Source organism: Rikenella sp. (genome assembly GCF_056799795.1).
This window is the reverse complement of sequence record NZ_JBQIQO010000033.1, coordinates 1-26120: the sequence shown is the minus strand read 5'-3', so window position 1 is coordinate 26120 and position 26120 is coordinate 1. Positions and strand designations below refer to the sequence as shown.

23 protein-coding genes are annotated in these 26120 nt (G+C 58.9%); 7 read left to right on the top strand and 16 right to left on the bottom strand.

The genetic code is table 11. The annotated features are described in order from the left end of the window. Positions 1-336: 336 nt before the first annotated feature. The 5 genes from ACTO3O_RS08055 to ACTO3O_RS08035 all read right to left on the bottom strand — a co-directional run bounded on the left by ACTO3O_RS08055 (position 337) and on the right by ACTO3O_RS08035 (position 7701). Positions 337-1866: an alpha-isopropylmalate synthase regulatory domain-containing protein gene (locus ACTO3O_RS08055; protein WP_297832099.1), complete on the bottom strand. Its 1530-nt coding sequence runs from the start codon at positions 1864-1866 to the stop codon at positions 337-339. A 32-nt stretch (positions 1867-1898) separates the two neighbouring features. Further along, positions 1899-2495: a 3-isopropylmalate dehydratase small subunit gene (leuD, locus tag ACTO3O_RS08050; RefSeq protein WP_297832097.1), complete on the bottom strand. Its 597-nt coding sequence runs from the start codon at positions 2493-2495 to the stop codon at positions 1899-1901. 338 nt (positions 2496-2833) lie between these two features. Then, positions 2834-4228, bottom strand: a complete 1395-nt coding sequence (leuC, locus tag ACTO3O_RS08045; protein WP_297832094.1) for a 3-isopropylmalate dehydratase large subunit — start codon at positions 4226-4228, stop codon at positions 2834-2836. A 534-nt stretch (positions 4229-4762) separates the two neighbouring features. Further along, entirely contained in the window at positions 4763-6256 is a 1494-nt protein-coding gene (locus ACTO3O_RS08040) for a 2-isopropylmalate synthase (protein WP_297624108.1), read from the bottom strand. A gap of 125 nt (positions 6257-6381) precedes the next feature. Further along, a complete protein-coding gene (locus ACTO3O_RS08035) occupies positions 6382-7701 on the bottom strand; it encodes an MATE family efflux transporter (protein WP_297832090.1) in 1320 nt (439 codons plus the stop codon). Positions 7702-7800: 99 nt separating this feature from the next. Here ACTO3O_RS08035 and ACTO3O_RS08030 point away from each other — a divergent pair, with 99 nt between their 5' ends. Next, complete coding sequence (locus ACTO3O_RS08030) at positions 7801-7944, top strand: hypothetical protein (protein ID WP_297832086.1); 144 nt, start codon at positions 7801-7803, stop codon at positions 7942-7944. A gap of 961 nt (positions 7945-8905) precedes the next feature. On the opposite strand, the gene ACTO3O_RS08025 is transcribed toward ACTO3O_RS08030, so the two are convergent. Genes ACTO3O_RS08025 through ACTO3O_RS08000 form a run of 6 tightly spaced genes read right to left on the bottom strand, consistent with a single transcriptional unit; the run spans position 8906 to position 16651 of the window. Continuing rightward, a complete protein-coding gene (locus ACTO3O_RS08025) occupies positions 8906-9394 on the bottom strand; it encodes a PNPOx family protein (RefSeq protein WP_297830767.1) in 489 nt (162 codons plus the stop codon). Further along, positions 9378-10712, bottom strand: coding sequence for a M23 family metallopeptidase (locus ACTO3O_RS08020; RefSeq protein ID WP_297830769.1), 1335 nt, complete (start codon positions 10710-10712; stop codon positions 9378-9380). The genes ACTO3O_RS08025 and ACTO3O_RS08020 overlap by 17 nt, the downstream gene beginning before the upstream one ends. 16 nt (positions 10713-10728) lie before the next feature. Then, positions 10729-11628: a YitT family protein gene (locus ACTO3O_RS08015; protein WP_294591622.1), complete on the bottom strand. Its 900-nt coding sequence runs from the start codon at positions 11626-11628 to the stop codon at positions 10729-10731. Between the two features lie 28 nt (positions 11629-11656). Further along, entirely contained in the window at positions 11657-14413 is a 2757-nt protein-coding gene (leuS, locus tag ACTO3O_RS08010; RefSeq protein ID WP_297830771.1) for a leucine--tRNA ligase, read from the bottom strand. 14 nt (positions 14414-14427) lie between these two features. After that, positions 14428-16182, bottom strand: coding sequence for a S41 family peptidase (locus ACTO3O_RS08005; protein ID WP_297830773.1), 1755 nt, complete (start codon positions 16180-16182; stop codon positions 14428-14430). 10 nt (positions 16183-16192) lie between these two features. Next, positions 16193-16651 carry a hypothetical protein gene (locus tag ACTO3O_RS08000; protein ID WP_297830775.1) on the bottom strand — a complete coding sequence of 153 codons (459 nt, stop codon included), beginning with the start codon at positions 16649-16651 and terminating at the stop codon, positions 16193-16195. A 116-nt stretch (positions 16652-16767) separates the two neighbouring features. On the opposite strand from ACTO3O_RS08000, the gene ACTO3O_RS07995 reads away from it, so the two are divergent. Continuing rightward, positions 16768-16917, top strand: coding sequence for a hypothetical protein (locus tag ACTO3O_RS07995; protein WP_297830778.1), 150 nt, complete (start codon positions 16768-16770; stop codon positions 16915-16917). Positions 16918-17688: 771 nt separating this feature from the next. Continuing rightward, complete coding sequence (locus ACTO3O_RS07990) at positions 17689-17913, top strand: hypothetical protein (protein WP_297830780.1); 225 nt, start codon at positions 17689-17691, stop codon at positions 17911-17913. Positions 17914-17936: 23 nt separating this feature from the next. Here ACTO3O_RS07990 and recN read toward each other — a convergent pair whose 3' ends face one another. From recN to ACTO3O_RS07970, 4 genes are read right to left on the bottom strand one after another with little or no spacing between them, the layout of a single operon-like run. Continuing rightward, on the bottom strand, positions 17937-19640 hold the full coding sequence (gene recN / locus ACTO3O_RS07985; protein ID WP_297830782.1) for a DNA repair protein RecN: 1704 nt from the start codon (positions 19638-19640) through the stop codon (positions 17937-17939). Then, positions 19634-20872: a bifunctional phosphopantothenoylcysteine decarboxylase/phosphopantothenate--cysteine ligase CoaBC gene (gene coaBC / locus ACTO3O_RS07980; RefSeq protein WP_297830784.1), complete on the bottom strand. Its 1239-nt coding sequence runs from the start codon at positions 20870-20872 to the stop codon at positions 19634-19636. Before coaBC ends, recN begins: the two co-directional genes overlap by 7 nt. 58 nt (positions 20873-20930) lie before the next feature. Further along, positions 20931-21263, bottom strand: a complete 333-nt coding sequence (locus ACTO3O_RS07975) for a DNA-directed RNA polymerase subunit omega (RefSeq protein ID WP_294591637.1) — start codon at positions 21261-21263, stop codon at positions 20931-20933. 50 nt (positions 21264-21313) lie between these two features. Next, positions 21314-22405 (bottom strand): outer membrane protein assembly factor BamD, encoded by a 1092-nt coding sequence (locus ACTO3O_RS07970; protein ID WP_297830786.1) that lies wholly within the window; start codon positions 22403-22405, stop codon positions 21314-21316. A 51-nt stretch (positions 22406-22456) separates the two neighbouring features. Between ACTO3O_RS07970 and ACTO3O_RS07965 the strand changes: the two genes are divergently transcribed. Then, positions 22457-22711 (top strand): hypothetical protein, encoded by a 255-nt coding sequence (locus ACTO3O_RS07965; RefSeq protein WP_297830788.1) that lies wholly within the window; start codon positions 22457-22459, stop codon positions 22709-22711. 162 nt (positions 22712-22873) lie between these two features. Continuing rightward, entirely contained in the window at positions 22874-23968 is a 1095-nt protein-coding gene (gene meaB, locus ACTO3O_RS07960) for a methylmalonyl Co-A mutase-associated GTPase MeaB (RefSeq protein WP_297830790.1), read from the top strand. Positions 23969-24082: 114 nt separating this feature from the next. On the opposite strand, the gene ACTO3O_RS07955 is transcribed toward meaB, so the two are convergent. Continuing rightward, a complete protein-coding gene (locus ACTO3O_RS07955) occupies positions 24083-25345 on the bottom strand; it encodes an aminotransferase class I/II-fold pyridoxal phosphate-dependent enzyme (RefSeq protein ID WP_297627121.1) in 1263 nt (420 codons plus the stop codon). A gap of 182 nt (positions 25346-25527) precedes the next feature. Here ACTO3O_RS07955 and ACTO3O_RS07950 point away from each other — a divergent pair, with 182 nt between their 5' ends. Together ACTO3O_RS07950 and ACTO3O_RS07945 are read left to right on the top strand one after the other, a co-directional pair. Then, positions 25528-25686, top strand: a complete 159-nt coding sequence (locus ACTO3O_RS07950; protein WP_294591646.1) for a hypothetical protein — start codon at positions 25528-25530, stop codon at positions 25684-25686. A gap of 125 nt (positions 25687-25811) precedes the next feature. Then, positions 25812-25970: a hypothetical protein gene (locus ACTO3O_RS07945; RefSeq protein ID WP_297830792.1), complete on the top strand. Its 159-nt coding sequence runs from the start codon at positions 25812-25814 to the stop codon at positions 25968-25970. The last annotated feature ends 150 nt before the right edge of the window (positions 25971-26120 follow it).

Genomic DNA, 26120 nt, shown 5'->3' with positions numbered 1-26120 from the left:
CGAGGACGGCGATTCTGCGAATCGCGCTACTCCCTCTCCCTCAATGCACTGTCCCGTGTGCACCCCCACTGCGGCTCCGCTGTCGCTCCGCCGCATTTCCGTCGCCCGCTGGGATTTCATCTCGATTTTGCTGTCGCAAAATGAGCGAAATCCCCTTTTACGCGGGCGGGCGACGGAGTTTTCGGCAAAGTCGATTTTTTCGCGCGCCGTTCTTTGTCCCGCCTGAAACTGCCCTGCGCGGGCGGCGTCCGGGTGACCCCGGCGGGACGGAGCGATACTGCGTATCGCTTAATCTGCTCAGCCCAGTTCTTTGATGCGCGCGCCTGCACTGCTTTCCTACCCTCGCTGCTCGATCTTGTTCAACATCTTCACGGTCGCCTTGATGGCGGCAATGGTCTGGTCGGCATCCAACCCTCGGGTCTTGAACCGTACGCCGCTCTGTTCCCACGTAATCAAGGTCTGCACGAACGCGTCTGTCCGGCCTCCCGGAGGAATGCTCACGGAATAGTCGGCCAAGATCGGAAACTCGCGACCGAGCTGCTCGCGGTAAATCGCCCGAACGGCCGATACGAACGCGTCGTACTGACCGTCCCCGGCCGAGGTCTGCTGGTAGCTCTGGCCATGAATCTCCATCTTCACCGTGGCCACCGGACGCAGCCCCTGAGCCACCGAAAGCGAATAGTTCAGGATCCGCACCGCATCCTGCTCGCCGTCTCCCGAATTGCCCAGCAAGTCCGAAACGATATACGGCAAATCCTCGGCGGTCACAATCTCTTTCCGGTCGCCGAGCTCCACGATGTATTGCGTCACGCGGGTCATGGATGCCTCATCGAGCTCGATCCCCAACAGCTCCAGATTCTTACGGATGTTGGCTTTGCCGGAGCTCTTCCCCAAGGCATACTGCCGCGTCCGCCCGAAACGCTCCGGAAGCAGGTCGTTGAAATAGAGGTTGTTCTTATTGTCCCCGTCGGCGTGAATCCCGGCGCACTGGGTAAAGACGTTCTCGCCGATGACCGGCTTATTGGCCGGAATCCGAATGCCCGAATAACTTTCGACCACCGTGGAGACATGGTTCGTCCGCGCTTCGTCGATCCCCATTTCGGCGTTCAAATGGTCATGCAAGGCAGCGATAACGGAAGAGAGCGGCGCGTTTCCGGCCCGCTCGCCCAGCCCGTTGACGGTCGCGTGCACGCCCTGTATCCCCGCTTTCACTGCCGCCACGGTATTGGCCACCGCAAGATCGTAATCGTTATGGGCATGGAAATCGAACCGCAAATCCGGATACCGCTCGACCATAGCCCGGCAAGCTTCGTCGCATTCCCACGGTTCGAAAACACCCAAGGTGTCGGGCAGCATGAACCGCCGAATGGGCAGATCCCGCAAGGCGTCCACCATACGATATACGTACTCGCGCGAGTGTCGCATCCCGTTCGACCAGTCTTCGAGGTAGAGATTGACAGCGATCCCCCGCTCCGTAGCCGCCGTCACGTCGCGACGAATGTCTTCGACATGCTGGTCGAGGGTTTTCCGCAACTGGTACTTGCAATGTTTCTCGGAGCCTTTGGTCAGCAGATTGACGACGCGACCGCCGCAGGCGGCGATCCAGTTGAGCGATACGCCTCCGTCCACAAAGCCGAGCACTTCGATCCGATCGAGGTACCCATTCTTCGTCGCCCACTCCATAATCCGGCTCACGGCCTGCCGCTCGCCTTCGCTCACCCGGGCGGAGGCGATTTCGATGCGGTCCACCTTGATGTCGGTCAGCAGTAACCGCGCCAAGCTGAGTTTCTCCTGCGGCGCGAAGGAGACGCCGGAGGTCTGCTCGCCGTCGCGCAGGGTGGTGTCCATGATCTCGACTCTGGGCATGGGTTTCGGGTTCAATGGGTTTGAAAATCGGACTATGCGCGGGTCTGTTCGTAGCGCGCCACTTCGGACCGAAGGGTCACGAGGTAGTCTACGTCGTCGTACCCGTTCAACAGGCACTCTTTCTTATACCCGTCGATGGCGAACGACTCGCTGGCGCCCGTTGTATTATTTGTAATGGTCTGGTTTTCGAGATCGACGGTGAATTGCGCCCGGTTGTCTTTCTCAATGGCGGCAAAAATCCCGGCCAAAAACTCGGGACTCACCTGGATGGGCAACAAACCGTTGTTCAGAGCATTATTCCGGAAAATGTCGGCGAAAAAGCTGCTCACCACAACCCGAAACCCATAATCGTAAATCGCCCATGCGGCATGTTCGCGCGATGACCCGCACCCGAAGTTATAACCGGCGACGAGAATCGTCCCTTCATATTTGGCCTTGTCATTCACCGGAAATTCGGGAATCAGCCGGTTATCCTTGGTATACCGCCAGTCGCGGAACAGATTGTCGCCGAACCCCTTACGCTCGGTGGCTTTCAAAAACCGGGCGGGGATGATCTGGTCGGTGTCTATATTCTCGATGTTCACGGGCACGGCGCCGGATACGATCTTCACGAATTTTTCTCTTGCCATCTGTCTGAGTTAATATAACTTGTTCGTTGTTAGTACTTACCCGCAGGGAACCGTACCTTTCTTGAAAGAAAGGTACCCAAAGAACTTTCATGATAGCTGCGCTACTCCTTAGGCTCCGCAGTCCTCAGTCTTCGTGAGTCTGTCGGGCTGTGGTTTTCTCGGCGAGCGCGCTAATTAATGGGCAAATAACCTAAGCGCGCTGCGCCGGAAAACTAACAGTCCGAGAATTAGGCCGCCGGCAGTTTGAGGATGCGCAAGCATCCGTCTAAAGTTTTTTTGGTTCTTTTTGTTCACAAAAAGAACAGTTCACTCCAGGGCAGGTACAGATAATCGAACGATTATTTTACAAAAAGTTCACGCGGGTCGGTAATGCGTCCCGTGATCGCCGCAGCCGCAGCGACTAAAGGACTCGCCAAAAGCGTCCGCGCCCCCGGCCCCTGTCGGCCCTCGAAATTGCGATTCGAAGTGGAGACCGCATATTTCCCCGCCGGCACCTTGTCGGCATTCATCGCCAGACAAGCCGAACAGCCCGGCTGACGCAGTTCGAAGCCCGCCTCGTGGAGAATATCCAGCAGCCCCTCCTCGCGCACCAGCCGTTCCACGATGTGCGAGCCCGGCACCAGCCACGCCACCACATGATCGGCCTTTTTATGTCCTTTGACCGCATGGGCGAAGAGCCGGAAGTCCTCGATCCGCCCGTTCGTACAACTCCCCAAAAAGACGTAATCGACCGGTTTGCCGAGCATCGCCTCGCCAGCCTTGAAATCCATGTATTCCAACGCCTTGACGTCCGATTCCGACGCCGGCGCAGGAATGACGCCCGTAATCGGCAGCCCCATCCCCGGATTCGTCCCGTAGGTAATCATCGGCTGGATGTCCGCCGCATCGAACCGGTACTCCTTGTCGAACACTGCGTCCGGATCGCTGTACAAAGTCTTCCAATACGCCACCGCGCGATCCCAGTCGCCGTTTTCGACCGATGGGGCATGCTCGCGCCCCTTGACGTATGCGAATGTCGTTTCGTCCGGCGCCACAATCCCCCCTCTGGCCCCGCATTCGATGCTCATATTGCAAAGGGTCATCCGTCCCTCCATCGACAAGCCCCGAATGGCCGAGCCGGCAAATTCGATGAAGTGGCCTGTTCCGCCCGCCGCGGTGATCTGCGAAATGATATAAAGCGCCACATCCTTGGCGGTCACCCCTTCGCCCAAAGCGCCCTCGACGGTGATCCGCATCTTCTTGGGCTTCGGCTGCATGATGCACTGCGAGGCGAAGACCATCTCGACTTCCGACGTCCCGATCCCGAACGCCACGGCACCGAACGCCCCGTGGGTCGAGGTATGGCTGTCGCCGCACACGATGGTCATCCCGGGCTGAGTAAAACCGTATTCCGGCCCGATAATATGCACGATCCCGTTCTTCGGGTGGTTCAGTCCGTAGTAATTGGCGATCCCGAACTCTTTGCAGTTCTTGTCCAGCTGGTCGAGCTGGGTTTTCGACTCGCCCGGTTCGAGCGGTTTGTCCTGATTGAGCGTGGGCGTATTATGGTCTGCGGTCGCGGTGGTCTGATCCGGGCGGAAAATCCCGATTCCTCGCGCTCGCAACCCGCCGAATGCGACCGGAGAGGTCACTTCGTGGATATAGTGCCGGTCGATATAGAGCACCGACCGGCCGCCGTCGAGCTGTCGCACAACGTGGGCGTCCCAAACTTTATCGAACAGTGTTTGTCCCATTCTATATACTTGATTTATTGTCTTTTGAACGTTTTCTTCGACTTTGAGATGGTCATCTCTTTTGCGCGAGACGAACACACAAAGGTATTTTGATTCTTTGTTGAGCGCCTGGGGCTACATGCTCGGGCCGCGCAGGCCCGAGGGCCCGCGGTGGGCAATAAACTGTGTCGGCCCGATTTTTTGACGCGCGCTGGCGGAAATCTTATTCAAACGCGAATCACGCGTTTGAATGATTTCCTTCTTCAGCGATCGCGCGCGGCAATTTTATGTTCGCGCGCCTTGCGCGATTCAACTATGTTCGGTTATCACCGAAATAGTTGAATTGCTCCTTTAGGCGGGGCGCGCGGTTTGGTTCGAGGGTACTGTTCCTTTTGGCTTCGCCTTCCTCCTCGCCGCTCGGCAATTTGCAAACTATGTTTGCATTGCTCTCGCTGGCAGCGTCGGTTGTGAACAAAAGGAACCGAAAAAACTTTAGAGCGCATCCCTGAGGAATGCTTTGGCCGGATCTACCCAAATAAACCCGCCCCGAAAGCCCTACGCGAGCGCCTTGTTCACCCCGTCGATATAGGCCTCGACCGCGGCGCGCGTGATGTCGGCATGAATAGCGAACCCGTGCACCGCCACATCGCCGTAAACCAGCTGCATGTGCACCCGCCCCAAATCGTTGGAACCTTTGGTCATAGCCTGAATCAGGAACTCCTGCAAGGTAATCTTGTCCTTGATGATCGTCCGGATGGCGTTGATCGAGGCATCGATCGGCCCGTTCCCCGTCGCCGTGGCGGTCACCTCGCTCCCGCCGACCCGCACCCGCACGGTAGCGGTCGGAACCAAAGTCCCCGAGAGTACCTGCAAGTAGGTCAGTTCGATATGCCGGTCGCGTTTCTCCGTCCCGCCCACCAGCGGCAGCAGGTCTTCGTCCTGGATATTCTTGTTGTTGTCCGCCAGCACGAGGAACTCTTCATACGCCCGCGCCAATTCGTCTCCCTCCAGCAGGTACCCCATCTGTTCCAGCCGGTGCTTCAGGGCCGCCCGACCGCTGCGCGCCGTCAGCACGATGGCGTTGTCCGACAGCCCCACATCCTCGGGATTCATAATTTCGTAGCTCTCGCGGTTTTTGAGCACCCCGTCCTGGTGAATCCCCGACGAGTGGGCGAAGGCGTTCCGCCCGACCACCGCCTTGTTGGCCTGCACGGGCATGTTCATCAGGCTGGAAATCATCCGGCTGGTCGCCGTAATCCGTTTCGTGTCGATATCGGTGTCGACCCCCAGCTCCCGATGGCACCGAAGGGCCATCACGACCTCTTCCAACGCTGTGTTCCCGGCCCGTTCGCCGATGCCGTTGATGGTACACTCCACTTGCCGCGCCCCCGCCGCAATCCCGGCCAGCGAATTGGCCGTCGCCATCCCCAAATCGTTATGGCAGTGGGTCGAAAGAATCGCGCGGTGGACGCCGTCCACATGTTCCATCAGATAAGCGATCTTGGCGGCATACTCCGCAGGCAGGCAATAGCCTGTCGTATCGGGAATATTGACCACGGTCGCCCCCGCCTTAATAACCGCCTCGACCACGCGGGCTAGATACTCGTTATCCGACCGCCCCGCATCCTCGGCATAAAACTCGACATCTTCGACAAACCGTTTGGCATATTTCACGGCCGCCACGGCCCGCTCCAGCACCTCCTCGCGGGTGGAGTTGAATTTATACCGGATATGTTCGTCGGAGGTTCCGATCCCGGTGTGGATCCGACCGCGACGCGCATATTTCAAAGCATCGGCCGCCACTTCGATATCCTTTTCGACAGCCCGCGTCAGGGCACAGATCGTAGGCTGGGTCACCGCCCGCGAAATCTCGCGCACGGAGTTGAAGTCGCCCGGGCTCGACACCGGAAAACCGGCCTCCAGCACATCGACCCCGAGCAGTTCGAGCTGACGCGCCACTTCGATCTTTTCGACCGTATTGAGCTGACATCCGGGCACTTGCTCGCCGTCGCGCAACGTGGTGTCGAAGACATATAATTTATCTGCCATACGAATTTTTCATTTTTGGTGCACGTAAAAGTACTCCACAACGACCCGTGGGCAGCAGCAGCAAAATAGCTTTTTACGAAGACAAACCCCGAAAAGTCAGTCTTAAAAAACTGTAAAATAAAAACTTACGATTTATTTCCAGCCGGAAACCAACTAAAAATTCGGCGACTAAAGAAAACCCCTTGAAGCGCGCCGCGCAGAAAAAGATAACTCAGAAAGGCGATCCACAACCCGGCATTCCCCATCCGGGATTCCAGCAGAAAATAGAGGCCGAAAAAGACGCCGGTGGCTACGAACATGGCGTTGCGCATCACCCAGGTCGCGGTCATCCCGACCAGCACGCCGTCCAGAATAAAGGCCAGGAATCCGCACACGGGCACGCACACGGCCCATACGGCATACGCCCGGGCGGCTGCAAGGATAGCCGGGCTGTCGGTAAAAAGGGCCAGTATCGACTGTCCGATGGTCGCATAAAGCAGCGTAAAGAGCAGCATCACGCCTGTCCCCCAGCCCAATAAACCGCGTATGGCTCGACGCACCTGGGAGAGATTGCGGGCTCCGTAGTAGCGTCCGGCAAGGGCTTCGCCGGCGTAGGCGAAACCGTCCATCAGGTAAGAAAACAGGGTGAAGAGCTGCAAAAGCAGGGTATTGACAGCCAGCAGGGTATCTCCCATTCGGGTGGAGGCGACGGTAAAGTAGGTGAAGACGGCGACGAGGCAAACGGTGCGCAGAAAGATATCGCGGTTCACGCGGAAGAATCGCCGCATGACGTTCCATTTCAGCATGCCGCTCTGTCGAACGAGGTTGCGGTCGAAAAAGCGACCGTAGTAGCGCCGGATAACGAAGAGGGCGGCAAGCACGCCGCTCCACTGGGCGACGACGGTGCCGAGCGCAACGCCTTCGATGCCCATGCCGCCGAGTCGGACGGCGGCCAGACTGGCGCCGATGTTCATGAGGTTGATGCTGATGGCGATCCACATGGGGGCGCGGGCGTTCTGCATGCCGATGAACCAGCCTGTCAGAGCATACAAGGCCAAGGTAGCGGGGGCGGCCCAGATCCGAACGAGGAAGTAGCGGCGGGCGGCTTGTTCCACGGCTTCGCTGCCTTCCATGACGTACATCGCGCCGCGCAGGATGGGCTGTTGCGGGGCCCAGAGCAGCAAGGCGACGGTGCCGGCTACGCACAAGGCGCGCACGAGCACTCGACCGGCTTCGCGAAAGTCGCGGGCGCCATAGGCTTGGGCGGTCAGGCCGCTGGTGCCCATCCGCAGGAAGCTGAAGTTCCAATAAAGGAAGTTGAAGAGGGTGCCGCCGACGGCGATTCCGCCGATCAGGGCGTCGTCGCCCAAACGCCCGACAATCCCCAAATCGACCATCCCCAAGAGGGGAACGGTCACGTTGGAGACGATGTTCGGGATAGCTAAGGCTAAGATTTTCCGATTCACGAGGGTTTATCCTATCATTCGTTCCGGAAGGCTGAGACGCCTGTCGGGGTCTTTTCCGCCGCCCCGGGCTACCGCGGCTACAACGATGGTGCGGCAGGGGTGATCAGCGACGGCGGTTACAGCTGGGCTTCTACGGTCAGCGGTGCTCATGGCATGCACTTGGATTTCAACGTGGTCTATCTCAACCCTCAAATGCAAGATGCCCGCGCCTACGGTTTTCAGTTGCGTTGCCTCTCGGAATAAACGCCGCGGGCCCGCGGTGGACAAGGGGCTGGAGCTACCCTAACTGGTTCGACTTTGGCGGCCGGAGCCAGCGTGGGCCAAAACGAGCATCGCGAGTTGCGGCCCTACGCCGGGGGTGGCGCCGGCCCGCGCGACCCGTTGGGTCGCAGAAGCACCGCACAATTTTCTGAACTTCGGCCTGTCGCCCATCCCCCCGAGGCGCTCCGCGCCTGGGCGACAAGGCCGGCGGTTCGGAGAACCGCGCTACTCGCATTCGGCTTAAGCGGTCGAAGCCTGCGGGGTTTGGGGTAGAGACTGGCAGCAAAAGACGCTGTGCGTCCCTCCGCGGCGGGAGGCTTCGGCCCGCGCGACCCGTTGGGTCGCAAAAGCATAGCCCAATCCACGGCCCAAAGCACGGCCCAGTTCTCCGCCCCGTGTCAGCCCACTGTGGCTCCGCTATCACTCCGCCACGTTTACCGTCGCCCGCTGGGATTTCATCTCGATTTTGCTGTCGCAAAACGAGTGAAATCCCTCTTTAGGCGGGCGGGCGACGGTTTTCGCGTACACTTCTTTATTCGCGCGCCTTGGGAAATCTTGTCAAAACGTGCCAGCACATTTTGACGATTTCCCTCCTAAGGCGTGGCGCGCGTCTTTGGCAACAGGAGGGGACTGCGCGCGGGCCCCACGTCCCGTGGACGGAAAATGCTCACGCATTTCCACTGGCCGCCTCTACCTCCGTTCTTTGTCCGCGCGCTGGCGTTAACCCATTGTTCGCGCGCCTGGAGAAATCTTGTCAAAACGTGCCAGCACATTTGGACGATTTCCCTCTTTAGGCGGCGGCGCACGAGCAACTGGAAAGTAATAACGGCCGCGCGCCATGACGCGAACGCGTCGGCCAAGCGGGCACCACGTCCCGTGGACGGGAAATGCTTACGCATTTCAACTGGCAGCCTCTACCCCAGCTTTCGGAATAGTAACCGAATCACCGTTCCGGCCAAAACAACTTGGTTCCGAAACCCAAAGTGTTGTCGGTATACTTCATATTCGAAACTTCCAACAGCCACAATTCGCTCAACATCGGCGCCGCAAACGGAAACCGTTTCAGATAGCCGCTGCGCGCCGCCGACAACCATTCGGCAGAGCTGTCCGCCCGATGCACCGTACCCTGAAGCTGAAGCCCCTGCAACCGCCCTACGACTTTCGATTCCAGGACGACAGAAGCTGCCACCCGGGCGTGAACCATAAACTGAGCGGCATGCCGCGTCTCGGCCGGAGAGGTAAAGACGAAAGCCCCGCCCGCAAAACCGAGCGTGCCGGGGGCCAGATAAGCATAAAAGAGATTGCAACACCACAATTCGCCCCCTGCCGAAGCGTCGGCAGTGGCCAGCGTCATCACCCGATGGCGTCCCACGAAACGGACGATCCGGGCGTCGACGACCGACAAAGCCGACTCTTTATTTTTTTGCTGCATAAGCGTCCATCACTTTCCGCACATCCCGCTTCGCCTGCTCGAAAGCGGCCTTGTTGCCCGACCGAATCGGCGTGCTGGGTTGCGAGGTGTTGGTCAGCGGATTGATATACTTGCCGTTCTTCTTCAACCGGTAGTCGAGGTGCGGGCCGGTCGAACCGCCGGAGTTTCCCGAATAACCGATCACCTGCCCCTGCGAAACCCGCTGCCCCTGCTGCACGGCGAAACGGCTCAAGTGCAGATAGGCCGACTCGTATCCCCCCGCGTGTTTGATCCATATACGCCACCCGCCGCCGAAAGGATCCCAGCCTCGTCGGGTCACCACGCCGCTCCCCACGGCATGCACCGGGGTCCCCACCGGACAAGCATAGTCCACGCCGTTATGCTGTCGCCGAATCCGCTTGATCGGATGAATCCGGGAGCCGAAACGGGAGGTGATCCGCGCGCTGAAGCTCAACGGAGCCTTCAGCATGGCCTGCTTCAGGTTGACGCCCTTGTCGTCCCAATAGCCCCACTCGTCGTCCTGATTGAACCGGCAGGCCCAATAGCTCTTCCCGGCATGAACGAACTCCACACCGTAGATCGTCCCCACGCCGACGCTGGCGGTGTCGATAAACTGCTCTTCGTACAAGACGCGGAACTTGTCTCCTTTCTGCAAGGCGAAGAAGTCAATCACAGACTGGTAGATTTTCGCCATCCGTTCGCCGAGCACTACCGGCAGGTTGTTCTCGTAAATGGTGGCGTACAGCGAACTGCTGATCGTCCCTTCGGCATAACGCTCTTCGGTGACGACCTCTTTCTTGTCCACCCGCACGTAGATGCTGTCGCACAAGGAGAAAGTAACGTAGTCGGTCTGGTTCCGCTCGTACACCAAGTAGCACAAGGTCTGGGCGCTATCCGGCGTCAGAAAAGCGGTGTAGGTGCGTCCGGCCCGGATATCGCGGGGCTCGAAACGCCCTTTGGAAAGGGCGAGGAGGCGATTGACGACCGCGATATTGACGTTGTAACGCTGATTAAGCAGCCGCGAGAAGGTCTCTCCGCTTTCGATCTCGCCGGTCTGGACTTCGAAGGCTTCGATGGGCAGGCCGTAGACTTTGTTCTGGGAGCGCATGACGATGGAGTCGAAACGCGCACTGGCAACGAGTGTGCCGTCCGTCTCGCCGCCGTAGCCGTTCGAGGGCCCGGAACAGCGCCGGATGGCGAGCAAAATGCCGAGCACGAAGATGACGCAGAGCAGAAAAAGAAAGACGACGACCAGAGGATGTCGACGGAAGATCTTACGGAAGATCAGACGAAAGGAGGGTGTTTGGGTCTGGGCCATCGCGCTTGTGGAGGTTCTATTTGGTTTTCAGAGCGTCGAATCCTTCGCCGAATACGCCCATGACGCTGGCCTGAGTAATGAAGGCTTTCGGATCGGTCTCTTTGATGATGCGGTAGATGTCGCTGGCTTCGCCGCGGCGGCAAATCACCATCACGACTTTCTGGGGGGATTTGGAGTAGGCTCCGGTGGCGTCGAGAATCGTCACGCCGCGGTTGACATCGCGCATAATGCGTTCGGCGATTTCGGCGTATTTCTGCGAGAAGACCATGATCTGTGACGAAGATTTGCTCCCCGACAGCACCCAATCGACGGCCGTCCCCATGGTGAACATGGTGACATACCCGTAAACGACGGCCGGCAAATCCCGCAGCACGATATACGCGCTGCCGACAATGACCACGTCCATGAGCATGATGAGTTTCCCGAGGCTGACGTTCCGGTATTTGTTGATGATCATGGCCAGAATATCGGTCCCGCCGGTCGAGCCGCCGACCGAAAAACAAAGGCCGACGCCGGCTCCGGCAATCCCCCCCCCGAGAATCGCGGAGAGGAGTTTATCGTTGGCCAGCCCCATGAGGTCGGGCGGCAGCACCTCCTGTAACAAGGTGAGGGCGGCGGAGTTGAAGAGCACGCCGAAGATGGTTTTGGCGCCGAACCGCGGCCCGAGGATCCAGAAGCCGAAGGCGAGCAGGAATACGTTCACGACCATATAGGTCACCCCGAGCGGAATGCCGGTGGCGTAGAAAACCAGCGCGCCGACCCCGCCGACGCCTCCGCCGGCCACTTCGGCGGGCACGAGCAGGGCTGTCCAGGCGAACGAATAGAGCAGCAGCCCGAAGATCATAATCAAATAGGCCCGTACTTCGCGTTTCACGTCGGCCGCGGTGATTCGGGGTTTCGACAGAGAGAGTTTCATGGGTTCAATCTGCTTCTTGATGGATGGATCAACATACGACGTTTATGATCTTGCCGGGCACGACGATCACTTTCCGAATGGGCCGCCCGTCGGTATATTTGGCGGTCTGTCCGTCTGCCTGAATGGCGGCCGTGATCTCGTCCGGCGTCGAAGAGCGGTCGAAGGTGCGTTTGAACCGGGTCTTGCCGTTGAACGACACGGGGTATTCGAAGGTCGATTCGACGAGGTATTTTTCGTCGCACTCCGGATAAGGGGCATCGCAGACCGATTCGTCGGCGGCATGTCCGAGCGGCCCATGCCACAGTTCTTCAGCAATATGCGGCGCAAACGGAGCCACGAGCGCCACGAGCGGTTCGAGTATCTCCCGCGAGGAGGTCTTCCGGTCGCACAGCTCGTTGAGGCAGATCATAAAGGCGCTCACGGCGGTGTTGAACGAGAAGTTTTCGATGTCTTCTCCGACCTTTTTGATGGCTTTGTGCAGGGTTTTGCGTTCGGCATCGGTCGCCGGGGCATCGGCAACTCCCTCGACGAGCCGCCACAGCCGTTTCAGAAATTTGTGCACGCCGTCGATCCCGTTGGTATCCCAAGGTTTCGACTGCTCCAGCGGCCCGAGGAACATTTCGTACATCCGCAGGGTGTCGGCTCCATACGTATCGACGATAAAGTCCGGATTAACCACGTTGTACATCGATTTGCTCATCTTCTCGACGGCCCATCCGCACACGTACCGCCCGTCCGGTTCGAGCACGAATTCGGCATCCGCAAATTCCGGCCGCCAAGCCCGGAAGGCGTCGATGTCGAGCACGTCGTTCTTCACGATGTTGACGTCCACATGGATCTCCTGCGTATCGTACTGCTCCTTGAGACCCAGGCTGACGAAGCGGTTGGTTCCCTTGATGCGGTAGACGAAGTTCGACCGCCCCTGGATCATCCCCTGATTGACGAGCTTTTTGAAGGGTTCGTCCTCGCATACATACCCCAGGTCATACAGGAATTTGTTCCAGAAGCGCGAGTAGATCAGGTGTCCGGTAGCGTGCTCGATCCCCCCGACATATAAATCCACGCTCCGCCAGTAGTCATTGGCCTCTTTCGAAACCAGCGCGGTGTCGTTCTTCGGATCCATATAGCGCAGGTAGTAAGCGCTCGATCCCGCAAACCCCGGCATGGTGCTGGTCTCGTAACGCCACCCGTCGATGCGGGCCAGCGGCGGCCTCCCGTCCGCGGTCGGGGTAAAGTTATCGGTCTCGGGCAGCACGAGCGGCAGCTCCGCCTCCGGCACGAGCCGGGGAATGCCATCCGAGTCATACGAAACGGGGAACGGCTCGCCCCAATACCGCTGCCGGCTGAAAATGGCGTCCCTCAACCGGTAATTCACCTTCTTACAGCCCACACCCCTTCGCTCGATTTCGGCGAACATGGCCGGAATGGCCTCCTTGACATCGAGTCCGGTGAGGAAATCCGAGTTGATGAGCCGTCCCTCCTTGGCGTCATAAGAGCCCGCGGTCACATCGCACTCGATGATCGGAATGATCGGCAGATCAAAATGTTTGGCAAACGCCCAGTCCCGAGAGTCATGCGCCGGAACGGCCATAATCGCTCCCGTCCCATATCCGGCCAGCACATAGTCGCTCACCCAGATCGGAATCTCGACGCCGTTGAACGGATTCACCGCATACGCCCCGGTAAACACCCCGCTCACCCGACGGGTGTCGGCCATCCGTTCGCGTTCGCTCCGCTTCTTGGTCTCCGCGATATACGCCTCCACCGCCTCCCGCTGCTCCGGCGTAGTAATCTCCCGGATATATGCGTGCTCCGGCGCCAAGACCATAAAGGTCACACCGAAAACCGTATCGGCCCGGGTGGTGAAAATCTCCAACAGCTTGGCTTCGGGACCCGTGGTCGCAAAGCCTTTGATCGGGAAGTACATGGTCGCGCCGGTCGACCGCCCGATCCAGTTGCGCTGAATCTCTTTGAGCGATTCGCTCCACTCCAGCCCGTCGAGCCCGGCCAGCAGCCGTTCGGCATAGGCGGTCACCCGCAGGAGCCACTGCCGCATGCGCTTCTGCTCCACCGGAAATCCCCCCCGCACCGAGAGCCCGTCCTTCACTTCGTCATTGGCCAATACGGTTCCCAGCCCCTCGCACCAGTTCACCACGGTATCGGCCTGGAAGGCCAGCCGGTAGTTCATCAGCACATCCGATTTCTCTTTCGGCGAATAGGCGTTCCACTCTTCGGCCGTAAACCGCAACTCCCGACCGCACGCGGCATTCAGCCCCTCGTTTCCCCACTTGCCGAACGCCTCTTCCAGCTCCGCAATGGGCCGCGCCTGCTGCGTGTCGTTGCAGTAATAGGAGTCGTACATCTTCTCGAAAGCCCACTGCGTCCACTTGTAGTACCCCGGATCGCAAGTCCGCACTTCGCGCTCCCAGTCGAAACCGAAACCGATCTTGTCCAGCTGTTCGCGGTACCGGGCAATATTCTGTTCGGTGGTCACCGCCGGGTGCTGGCCGGTCTGGATGGCATACTGTTCAGCCGGTAATCCAAAAGCGTCGTAGCCCATCGGGTGCAGCACGTTGAACCCTTTTTGCCGCTTGTACCGGCTGTAGATGTCCGATGCAATGTATCCCAGCGGATGCCCCACATGCAGCCCCGCTCCCGACGGATAGGGGAACATGTCGAGGACGTAGTATTTCGGTCGCGAAGAGTCGACGGCGACCCGGTATGTCCCCGCTTCGGCCCATCGCCGTTGCCATTTGCGTTCGATTTCTCTGAAATCGTATTCCATGTGCGTATGTCGTATTATTTTTTATCCGTATTCTGCATCGTGACGATGCGCGTGTATTCGCTCCGATCGAGCAACACCTCCGCCGCCCGCCGCACGACGTTGTCCCGCCGCAACTGTCGGGCGATCCGCCCGGCGTCGTAGAACCACCGCGTCGCCACGGCATCCCCCAGGACTTCCCGAATCTCCGGCCCGAAAACCTGCAACTCCGTCCGTTTGTCTTCGCGTATCTTCGCGGCGACGGTGTCGAGCTGCGACGCAATCCGGTCTGCATACTTCTCCCGCTCGGCCATCCGGCGCAGCTGTTTCAGGAGCCGCTCGGTACCCGACTCGAAGGCGATGGGTTTGTCGTCCATAAAGTCGCAGAAAGCGGCATAGGTCGTATCGTCGACGGCAAAGTCCGATGCCGGAGCATGGTTCGCCGCATAACGGTTGGCAAAATCATCCACATAGCCGAGTCCCATCAAAATGGCGGTGAACTTACCGAGATATTCGGGCGATATCCTCACGTCGGGCATAATCCCGCCGCCGTCGTAGACCATCCGCCCGCCTGCGGTACGGAACGAGGCGATCAGCGAGTCCGGCACGGCTCCCACGCTCCCGTCTTCGTTCCGGTGGCTGTAATCGAGCGCCTGGATACACCGCCCGCTCGGCGTGTAATATTTCGCCGAGGTGAGTTTGACGTATCCGTTCTCGCCGACCGGTCGGGTAGACTGCACGAGGCCTTTTCCGAAGCTCCGCTGTCCGATCACCACGGCTCGATCCAAATCCTGCAACGCTCCGGCCACGATCTCGCTGGCCGAAGCCGAGGAGCGGTCGATCAGCACGACCAACGGCACCGTGGGCGCAATCGGCTCTCCGACTGTCCGATAGGTGGAGTTCATCTGGGGCATCCTCCCGCGGGTCGTCACGACGACGGTATTCCGGGGGACGAAAAATCCGACGATCTTCACCGCTTCGCCCAAAATCCCGCCGGTATTGCCGCGCAAATCGAGCACCAGCCCGCGCATCGCTTCTCCGCCCTGCTGCTGCAAGGCGTTCAGGGCCGTCCGCACCTCGTCCGCGCACTTCTCGGTAAAGCTGTTCAGCCGGATATACCCCACGGAATCCCTCCCGACACTATCGGAGACCCAGCCGTAGTACGGCACGGCCGGTATGGCAATCCGCTCGCGCTTAACCCGCACCGTCCGGGTCACGGTCGTATCGGCGATCGGCGCAATCACCAAGGTCGCCACCGTCCCTGCCTTGCCTCGCATCCGGTCGCTGGCGAAGGCGACTTCCCGACCGGCCATATCGACGCCGTCGACGGACAATATCCGGTCGCCGGCTTTCAATCCCGCCCGATCGGACGGCGTCCCGCGATAAGGCTCGGCGATCTCGACCCACCGCCCGTCGCTGGATTTCCGAATCAAGGCGCCCAGTCCGGCGTATTTCCCGGTGGTCATGGTCTCGAAATCGGCCATCTCTTCCGCGGGCAGGTATTCGGTGTAAGGATCGAGCCCTTCCAGCATGGCATCGGCGGCGGTCTTTACGATCTTCTTCGGTGAGGTGGTATCGACGTAATAGAGGTTGACTTCGCGAAAGATATTGAAGAAGGTCTCCATCGAGCGACCGATCTCCAGGTCGCGCCGCTGGGCGGCGACCGCAGCGCTATCCGCGGTATTCTGTAGCGTGGCCGGCAGCTTCTTCGGTGCGGCCTGAGCCGATATCATCGCACAACCGATCCCCGTCAGCAGCAGGGAGATCGTTCGTATTTTCCGGAATAATCTCATAAAAAGCCTGTTATGCAATAAATGTCCCCAAGCGAAAAGCTGCTCGCACGGCCTCTTTCCGATTCCCTTCGATATAAGAAATCCCGTTGGCATCGGTCGTAATCTCGATGCGGTCTTCCCACATCATCGTCACTTTCTTCCCGGTCGAAGCGGCGACGAAGAGCAGATCATCGGCTCCATGGGTATCGGCTTCGATCCGCCGAAAACCGCACTGGGCCATCACACGCTCCACGTCTTCCACCCGCGAGGCGGCGTTAAACGTAAGCCGTCGCCGGGTAAAGCCGAAGAAGGGGTACAACAAGGCGAATACCACGACGACACCCAAAAAGAGCCACCCTCGCGAGGTGGTCCACAAGATGTCTAACGAGGCTGCCCCATACCCGAGTGCACGCATCAGAGCAAAGAGCACAAAAAAGAGAACAATTAAATAGAGGGCGTATTTGGCTGCACGTATCGGATATCGGTTCATGTCGTTTTTCTGAATGTGGGTTTACTCGGTTTTTTTCGTATCCGGTGGTCTGTCGGCCGTTTTTTTGCAACGCCGGAAATCCTGCCCCGGGCTACCGCTATCGGGATACGGGCGCGTTGAGCGGCGTCGGCGACGGCAGTTACAGCTGGGGTGCCACGGTCAGCGGGACCAATGGCCTACACTTGCGTCTCACCATGACGTGGCTCAATCCCAGCAGCGCGGGAACCCGTGCCAGCAGTTTTCCGTTGCGTTGCCTCTCGGAATAAACGGGCCAAACAGCACTCGAATAAAGGCCGGGCTACTTTATGCAGGCTGGACTTAGCGGGTCGGACGCCCTAAAGGGTCGCAAGAGCTCAGCCTAACTCATCGTCCTATCTTTCGGTTTCGGGCTTGCGCGCTCCCCGGGTAGGCCAAAGGCCCAGCGCGCAGGCCCGGAGGTTTTACGAACCGCAAAAGCAACATTTTCTTTATTACCCAATCCGTTGGGTTCGTCCTCGGCGCGCCCCCCTCGCGCCGCTGATGCGTCGCTCTCGCCGAGGACGGCGATTCCTCTTGGAATCGCGCTATTCCCTCTCGGCCCAAACCATAGCCAAAAGCACAGCCCAATTCTCCGCCCCGTGTCAGCCTCACTGCGGCTTCGCTGTCGCTCCGCCGCGTTTGCCGTCGCCCGCTGGGATTTCATCTCGATTTTGCTGTTGCAAAACGAGTGAAATCCCTCTTTAGGCGGGCGGGCGACGGATTTTTTACGCGGGGACAAGTTTTTCCGCGCGTCGGCCCTACAGGAGGGTACTGCGCTCGGGCCGCGCGGGCCCCACGTCCCGTGGACGGGCGAAACTGCGTTTCGCTGCGACAGCCTCTACCCCCGTTCTGTGTTCGCGCGCCTTGGAAAATCTTGTCAAAACGCACAAGTGCATTTTGACGATTTCCCTCTTAAGGCGTGGCGCGCAGATACTTTGAATAATTAAAGGCCGCCTCTACCTCCATTCTCTGTTCGCGCGCTGGCGGAAATCTTATTCAAACGCGAAACACGCGTTTGAATGATTTCCTACTTCAGCGATCGCGCGCGGTCAAGCTTTGACCCGCCTGAAACTGTTCTCGTTGGCTTCGCCTTCCTCCTCGCCGCTCGGCAATTCGCAAACTACGTTTGCATTGCTCTCGCTGGCAGCGTCGGTTGTGAACAAAAGGAACCGAAAAAACTTTCGAGCGCATCCCTGCGGGATGCTTTGGCCGGGTCTGCCCGCATGCGCAAACGCTCACGCTAAGACAGCTACCCCGACACAAACCGCTATCCCCGCCCCAACAACTCCCGGGCCTGCGTCCGCGCAGCCTCGGTCACGGCACTGCCGCTCAACATCGCGGCAATATGTTCCACACGCTCCTCCGGGGTCAGCAAACGAATGTGCGTCCCTCCCGCAACAGCATCACCACCCCCTTTCGAGGCCTCCTTATATACATAATAGTGGTGCTCGCCCTTCGAAGCCACCTGCGGCAGGTGGGTGATATTCAACACCTGCATCGAATCTCCCATCCCGGCAATGATCGCTCCCATTTTGTCCGCCACCGAACCCGAAACGCCGGTGTCGATCTCGTCGAATACGATGGTCGGCATCCGCATACTCTTCGCCACCAACCCCTTGAGAGCCAGCATCACCCGAGACATCTCACCCCCCGAAGCCACCTGCTCGATCGGTTGCGGCGCACTCCCGGCATTCCCGCTGAAGAGCATCGCCACGTCATCCGCCCCGGTAGCCGTCAAACTGTTCTTGGCCGGAACAATCCGCACCTCGAACGTAGCCCCTTTAATCCCCAACTCACTCAAAGTCTTGGTCACGTGTTTTTCGATCTTCGGAGCCGCCTTCCGCCGCCCTTCCGTCACCCGCCCCGCCTCCTCGACAGCCGTAGTCTCTAAGGCTGCAATCTGCTGTCTGAGCTCTCCCATCCGCTCCTCGGCCGCATCGAACTCCTGCAACTGCACATCCAGCTCCTGCTGCAACCGCAACAGCTCGGATTCGGCATTCGCCTCGTCGATCCGGTGTTTCCGACACAAGGTATAGATATCGTCCAGCCGCTGGCTCACCACCGCCAGCCGTTCCGGATCGATCTGCACTTCATCGCGCCGTCGTTCGCACTCTTCGGCCATATCCTTCAGTTCGAGATATGCGCTCTCCATCCGCGCAGCCAACTCTCCGGCCGCCGGATAACGCCCCGCCAATTTGCTCAAAGTCTGCTGCATAGCCCGCGCTCCGGTCGTAATTCCCCCTTCGAGCGGCCCGTCGTCCGCCGTCAGCATCCCGACACAAAAATCCAACCCCTGAGCAATCTCCTCGGCATAGGTCAACAGGTTCTGCTCCTCTTCCAACTGCGCCACCTCACCCGGCTTCAACTTCAGGGCCAACAGCTGTTCCAGCTGGTACTGCAAATAGTCCCGCTCTTTCGCCGCAGCCTCGTTCGCCGACACCACCTTATTGAGCTCGGTTTTCAAGGCATTGAGCTGCCGGAAATGCCCGGTGTACGAAGCCACGAGCGGCAGGTGTCCCGCCACGGCATCCACCAGATGGGTCTGAAACCCCGTCCCGGCCAACAACAACGTCTGATGCTGGGAATGGATATCCACCAGCCTGTCGGCCACAGCCCGCAAAGCGCTCAAATTCACCGGTGTATCGGAAATAAACGCCCGGCTCTTCCCCGCAGCGGTAATCATCCGCCGGACGGTAATCACCTCTTCCCAATCCAGGTCGTTCTCTTCGAAAACCGGCAAGAGATCCTCCTTATAGGGCGCCACGTCGAACTCGCCTTCGATCACGCAGGAGTTCTCGCCGTCCCGGATCATGGCGGCATCGGCTCTCGCTCCTCCCAGCAACGACAACGCCCCCAAAAGGATAGATTTCCCCGCCCCCGTCTCCCCGGTGATGATGTTCAACCCCGGGTGGAAGTCGATGTCGAGGTGGCCGATAATGGCGTAGTTTTCTATGTTCAGATGTTTCAGCATATTTCCGCGAATTTCCGCGTCATATAGTCCGCAATATCTCCCGCCACTTCCGTTTTGGATTTCAAGGGGATAGCCGTCTCCGCCACGGCCGGATTCCGGTCGATGATCGTCACCCGGTTGGTGTCGGTTCCGAACCCGGCCCCCGCATCGCGCAACGAGTTGAGCACGATGGCGTCCAGATTCTTAGTCTCGAGTTTATGTCGCGCATAAGCCCCCGACTCTGTGGCCGAAGTCTCCAGCGCAAACCCGATGGTCACCTGCCCGGCCCGTTTCAGCCGCCCCATCTCGGCAGCGATATCCCGGGTGGGTTTCAGCGCGAGGACGAACGGCTCCGCAGCCGAGTGTTTATACTTCTCGGTCAACGGAGCCGCAGGTGTGTAATCGGCCACGGCGGCGCAAAAAACCGCCCCGTCCATCTCCGGAAAGCACTGCCAGCAAGCCTCGTACATCTCCGCAGCGGACAAAGCGGTGACCACGGCGATATTCCGATACCCCCGCGACAAAGTCGCGGTCGCTTGTCCGCTCACCAAGGTCACCTCAGCCCCCCGCGCAGCCAGCGCCTCGGCGATGGCGTACCCCATCTTCCCGGTGGAATAGTTGCTGACGAACCGAACCGGGTCGATCGGTTCGACCGTCGCCCCGGCGGTGACCAATATTTTCTTCCCCTGCAACAAAGCATCTCTTTCGGAAAAAACGGCGCGCAGATAGTCGATGATCTCCTCCGGTTCCGCCATCCGTCCCTTGCCGACGAGGCCGCTGGCGAGCTCCCCGTCGCCCGGTTCGACAATCCCCACACCGTCCCGCGCCCGAAGCAAGGCCAAATTGGCCTGCGTGGCCGGATGCCGGTACATGTCCAGGTCCATCGCCGGCGCCACGCTCACCGGACACCGCGCCGACAGGTAGGAGCACAACAGAAGCCCGTCGGCAATCCCTGCGGCCATCTTCGCCAGCGTATTGGCGGTGGCCGGAGCGATCAGGTAGTGATCCGCCCACTCGCCCAAGGAGATATGGGAGTTCCACGCTCCATTGGTCGGGTCGAAGTTATCGACGAGCACCGGGTGCCGGCACAAGGTGGCCAGGGTCAGCGGCGTAATAAAATCCCGCGCGGCCGGAGTCATCACGACCCGCACTTCGGCCCCTTCTTTGACCAAGGCGCGTATAAGCATAGCCGCCTTATAAGCGGCTATGCTTCCGGTAACTCCCAACAGGATATGTCTCCCTTTCAATGACATGCCTTGTCTTCGTAGATTAAAATACGCATGAGGAAATTCTCCTCGTCCCGCCAAGCGACTATTTTTCCGCCGCCTGCGGATTCCGTTCCCGAAAAGCGACCTCCCCTTCGAGGTACTCTTCGACGGCGATCAGGGTCGGCTTCGGCAAACGTTCGTAATGCCGCGAAACTTCGATCTGTTCGCGGTTCTCGAAGGTCTCTTCCAGATTGTCCGTGGCGAACGAGAATTCCGACAACTTAGATGCGAGCTCCTGTTTCAATTCGCTGTTGATCTGGTTGGCCCGCCGCGCGATGACGTTCACCGTTTCATAAATATTCCCCGTGGCCGCATCCAGTTCGCTGAGGGTACGGGTCACCGTATTGGTCGGTATCTGCTGTCCTTTGATTTCCATATGTCTGCTTGTAAATTCTGTGTCCGAATCCGAAAATTATCGCGTGTACTCTACTTCTCCGTCTCCACCCATATCTTTTCCTCCTCTGCCGCCTCCTCGGCAACGGCCCCCTTCTTCTCGCGCTTGCGCAGCCGGGTGTCGTTCTTTTTCAACTGTTTGGCCTCGGCCTTGATCCGCCGCTGCTGCTCTTTGAGCAGCGCCTCGTCGGCCCGCAACTTCCGTTTGGCCGCATCGCGCTCCAACTGGTCGGTGATGGTGCGGAGTTTCTCTTTCTGCACCCGAATTTCAGCCTTGAGGCTCTCGGCGTCGATGCGATTCTTTTCAATATCGACCGCGGCCTGCTGGTTCTGGTCGACATAGGCTTTCGCGTCGCGGAACATCCGGTTGAGGCTCCGCAAGGCTACCGCGCTCTCGGGATATTCGCTCCGGAAGTTGTAGTACGAGTCGACCATCTTCATATACCGATCCAGTTTCCGCGCCGGGACGCTGTTCTTGGCATAGTTGTACCACGACTGGCAGATCAGGTACATCATCTGTTCGCGGTACGGCGTTTCGGGCATCTCCTTGAGCGAGTAGCGCAGAGCGGCGACCGATGCCGGATAACGTTGCAGTTTGAAGTACAACGATGCGTTGATGAAAGCCTTTTCGTAGAGTTTCTGTTGCAACTCTTCGAGCATCATCCGGATATCCTCGGCTTTGATACTCTCCGGATGGCGGTTGAGGTATTCGTTGAAGGTGGTGATCGCCTTGTGGGTCTCCGCCTGGTCGCGTTCGGCCGGCCGCGAGAGGTGATAATAGCACATCGGCAGGAGATATTCGGCCTCTTCGGCGAACGGCCTCCGGCTGAAGTTCTTGCGATACTGGTCGAACCCTTCGGCCGCCAGATCGTAGAGCCCCTGCATGTAGTATGCTTTGGAGGTGTAGAACAGCAGCGTGTCGGCCCGATCGGTGCTGTACAGGTCGTTGTACACGGCTTCGAAATAATCGGCGGCCTGCCGGTACTTTTTGTGGCGATAGGCATCGATACCGGCCTGGTATATCTTTTCGGTATCCTTGCTCTTGAGCAGTCTGTTCATCTGGCTGCACGAAGCCAGCGCAGCAACGGCTGTCAGGAGCAGAAGGGTGATCCTCAGGTATCTCATAGGAAAGATGGGGTGGTCGTATCCGTTAATTCGCAAAGGTAATAAACTTTTTTGGAACGTAGGGCGCGCCCGCCGAACGGCATTTTTCACCTTCGACGAACCGAGGGCCGGGAGACCCCCGCCCCGGGCTTCCGCAGTCATGCGGATGGCGGGCAGCGTAACGTCGGCAACGAAGGTACCGTCTGGTCGGCTACGCCCAACGGCAGCATGCACGCCTGGCGTTTGTTGTTCCATACGACGGGCATGGATCCTGCGAATTCGCACACTCGCGGCTACGGTTTTCAGTTGCGTTGCCTCTCGGAATAAACGGACGCACGGCGTCTTTTAATGGCCGTGTCTACCCCAAACAACAGGCCGTGTCTACCCCAAGTAACCGACAGCCTCTTCCCGAAAGCTACCCCAAATAACCGGCAGCCTCCACCGTGTCAAATTATTTTTAACTTTGTTGTTATCTAAATCGAACCGAACGTGGAGCATTACGAAGAACACCATAAAGAGACTTTCAGCGACAGCGCGCTGGCGGTGGCATCGGGCATCGAGCAGCCGCCTGCGGTCAATCCGCATTACAAACGGCCCCGGCGGCATCGGCTGTCGGCGGATGAATACGTGGAGGGGATTCTGGCGGGCAATACGACGCTGCTCAGCCAGGCGATCACGCTGACCGAGAGCCTGTTGCCAGAGCATCATGTATTGGCGCAGGAGATTATCGAGCGGTGCCTGCCTCATTCGGGGCGGTCGGTGCGGATCGGCATTACGGGGGTGCCGGGCGCCGGAAAGTCGACCTTTATCGAAGCGATGGGCGGTCGGGTGACGGGGCTGGGACATAAGCTGGCCGTGCTGGCGATCGACCCGAGTTCGGAGCGGACGAAAGGGTCGGTGCTGGGGGACAAGACGCGAATGGAGACGCTGGTGCACAATCCGTCGGCGTTCATTCGTCCGTCGCCGTCGGCGGGGTCGCTGGGCGGGGTGGCGCGGAAGACGCGGGAGAGCGTGATTCTGTGCGAAGCGGCGGGGTTCGATGTGATTTTCATCGAAACGGTCGGGGTCGGACAGTCGGAAACGGCCGTGCACTCGATGGTAGACCTCTTTCTGCTGATCCAGATTTCGGGAGCGGGGGACGAATTGCAGGGCATCAAGCGGGGCATTATGGAGATGGCCGACCTGGTGGCGATCAACAAAGCGGACGGCGACAATGTGCAACGGGCCGAGTTGGCACGGCGTCAGTTCCAGAACGCCCTGTCGCTGTTCCCGATGCCGGAATCGGGCTGGAAGCCGCGGGTCTACACCCTCTCTTCGACCGAAGGGCGTGGGGTGACGGAGCTGTGGAGCGGAATCGAAGATTACCTGAAATTCACCCGTTCCAACGGCTATTTCGACCGGAACCGGAGCCGGCAGGCAAAATATTGGATGTACGAGACGATCGACGCGGAGCTGCGGGATCATTTCTATAAGTCTCCGGCCATCGAGCCGTTGCTGGGCGAGTACGAGCAACGGGTTTTGGAAGACCGGATCAGTTCGTTCGCGGCGGCCCACGAGCTGCTGGATCGCTATTACAAGAAATAACAGAGCCGGTTCTATCCTATCCCCTATAAAGAGAAGTCCTTCCCCACGATACGATCGCAAGGAAGGACTTCTCTATTTTTATGGCAGTCTGTCGCCAGACTCGCATCTTCCGAATTACATCGGATCCGCCATATTCTGAATCGGTTTGTGGTATTCGCCCGATTCCAACTTGCCGCGGCAAGCTTTGAAGGCATTCAGCGTATATTCCACATCCTCCAGCGTGTGCACCGCCGTCGGAATGATACGGAGAATAATTTCGCCCTTCGGAATCACCGGATAGACCACCACCGAGCAGAAGAGGTTGTGGTTTTCGCGCAAGTCCACCACGATATTAGTGGCATCCTCGACACCGCCCTTCATATAGACCGGCGTCACCGGCGACTGTGTCACCCCGATATCGAACCCGGCGTCTACGAATCCTTTCTGCAATGCCCGCACGATGGTCCACAGTTTTTCGCGGTATTCCGGATGCTCCTGAATCAGGTCGAGACGTTTCATCGCCCCCTTGACCATCGGCATCGGCAGCGATTTGGCGTAGAGCTGCGACCGCATGTTGTAGCGCAGGAAATTGACGATATCCGGATCCGACGCCACGAAAGCTCCGATGCCGGCAAACGATTTGGCGAAGGTACCGAAGTGGACGTCGATCTGATCCGACACACCGAAGTGTTCCGGCGTCCCGGCTCCGGTTTTCCCCATGGTTCCTAACCCGTGCGCATCGTCGACCAGGATCCGGAAGTCGAAATCTTTCTTCATGGCGACGATCTCGTCCAGTTTGCCCAGGTCGCCTTTCATCCCGAAAACGCCTTCGGTAATCAGCAGCACGCCGCCGCCCTGCTGTTGCGCCAGCTTGGTCGCCCGACCGAGCATCAACCGGCACTTTTCCATGTCGTTATGGTGGTACACGAACCGCTTCCCGCCCTTTGCCTTATGGATCAGGAGGCCGTCGATAATGCAGGCGTGCGCTTCGGAGTCGTAAACGATCACGTCCTTAGCCGTAGCCAGACAGTCGATGATCGAGACCATCCCCTGATAACCGAAGTTGAGCAGGAAGGCGTCGGGTTTGCCGACGAAAGCGGCCAGCCGCCGTTCGAGTTCTTCGTGGTATTTGGTCTGCCCGCTCATCATCCGGGCGCCCATCGGAGCGGCCATCCCGAATTCGCGTGCGGCTTCGGCGTCGGCGGCCATCACTTCGGGGTGGTTGGCCAGCCCGAGGTAGTTGTTGAGGCTCCAGTTGAGCATCATCTTGCCGCGGAAGACCATCCGCGGGCCGATGGGCCCTTCGAGTTTCGGGAAAGAGTAGTAGCCGTGGCTCAGTTTCTGGTACTGGCCGATGGGCCCACCCGCATCCTTTTTGATTCGTTCGAAAATATCCACTGTATGTCGATTTTAGAATGAGACGGATAAAAAATCGCGTCAAAGGTACGCTTTTTTCTGTTCGGGAGTCCGAAGGGAGGATAAGTATAAAATCGTATTTTGGGATTATGTCGGAATGAGCGGGCGGGCTCCGGAGGTTCGTCCGCGCCCCGGGCTTCCGCGCTTCAGGCAATGAGAAAGAGATGGGCCGACTGCGTTATGTCGCTTACGGGGGCTACAGTTGGTCTTCGGCGCCCGATGAGACGCAAGGCGCGCATTTGAATTTCCACACGACATGGCTCCGGCCTTGCAATAAGGGCTATCGCGACTACGCTTTTCAGTTGCGGTGCCTCTCGGAATAAACGGGGCTGAGGGCTTTCGACGGAACCGATTGGGGACTTAGAACCCGGGCTTGGGCCTGTTTTCCTTTTCAAATTTTACGGGTCGCTGAACCGCGCGGCCCGCCCCGGGCTACCGCACCTACTCCTTGGGGGAGCTGGTCAACATCGGCAAATACGGGTTCAGCTGGTCTGCCACGACGAGCGGTGTCACGGGGTTGGACTTGAGTTTCAGTTCACAGACTCTCAATATCCGCATTGCGGATCACCGCGGCCACGGTTTTCAGTTGCGGTGCCTCTTGGAATAAACGGAGGTGTACACCCGCAGTGGGCAATGGCTGGAGTTACCCTATATAGTTAGGTGCCGCAACATGTGATCCCATTGGGGTGGTCGGAGCCAGCGGGGGCCGAACGAGCATCGCGAGTTGCGGCCCTACGCCGGGGGTGGCTCCGGCCCG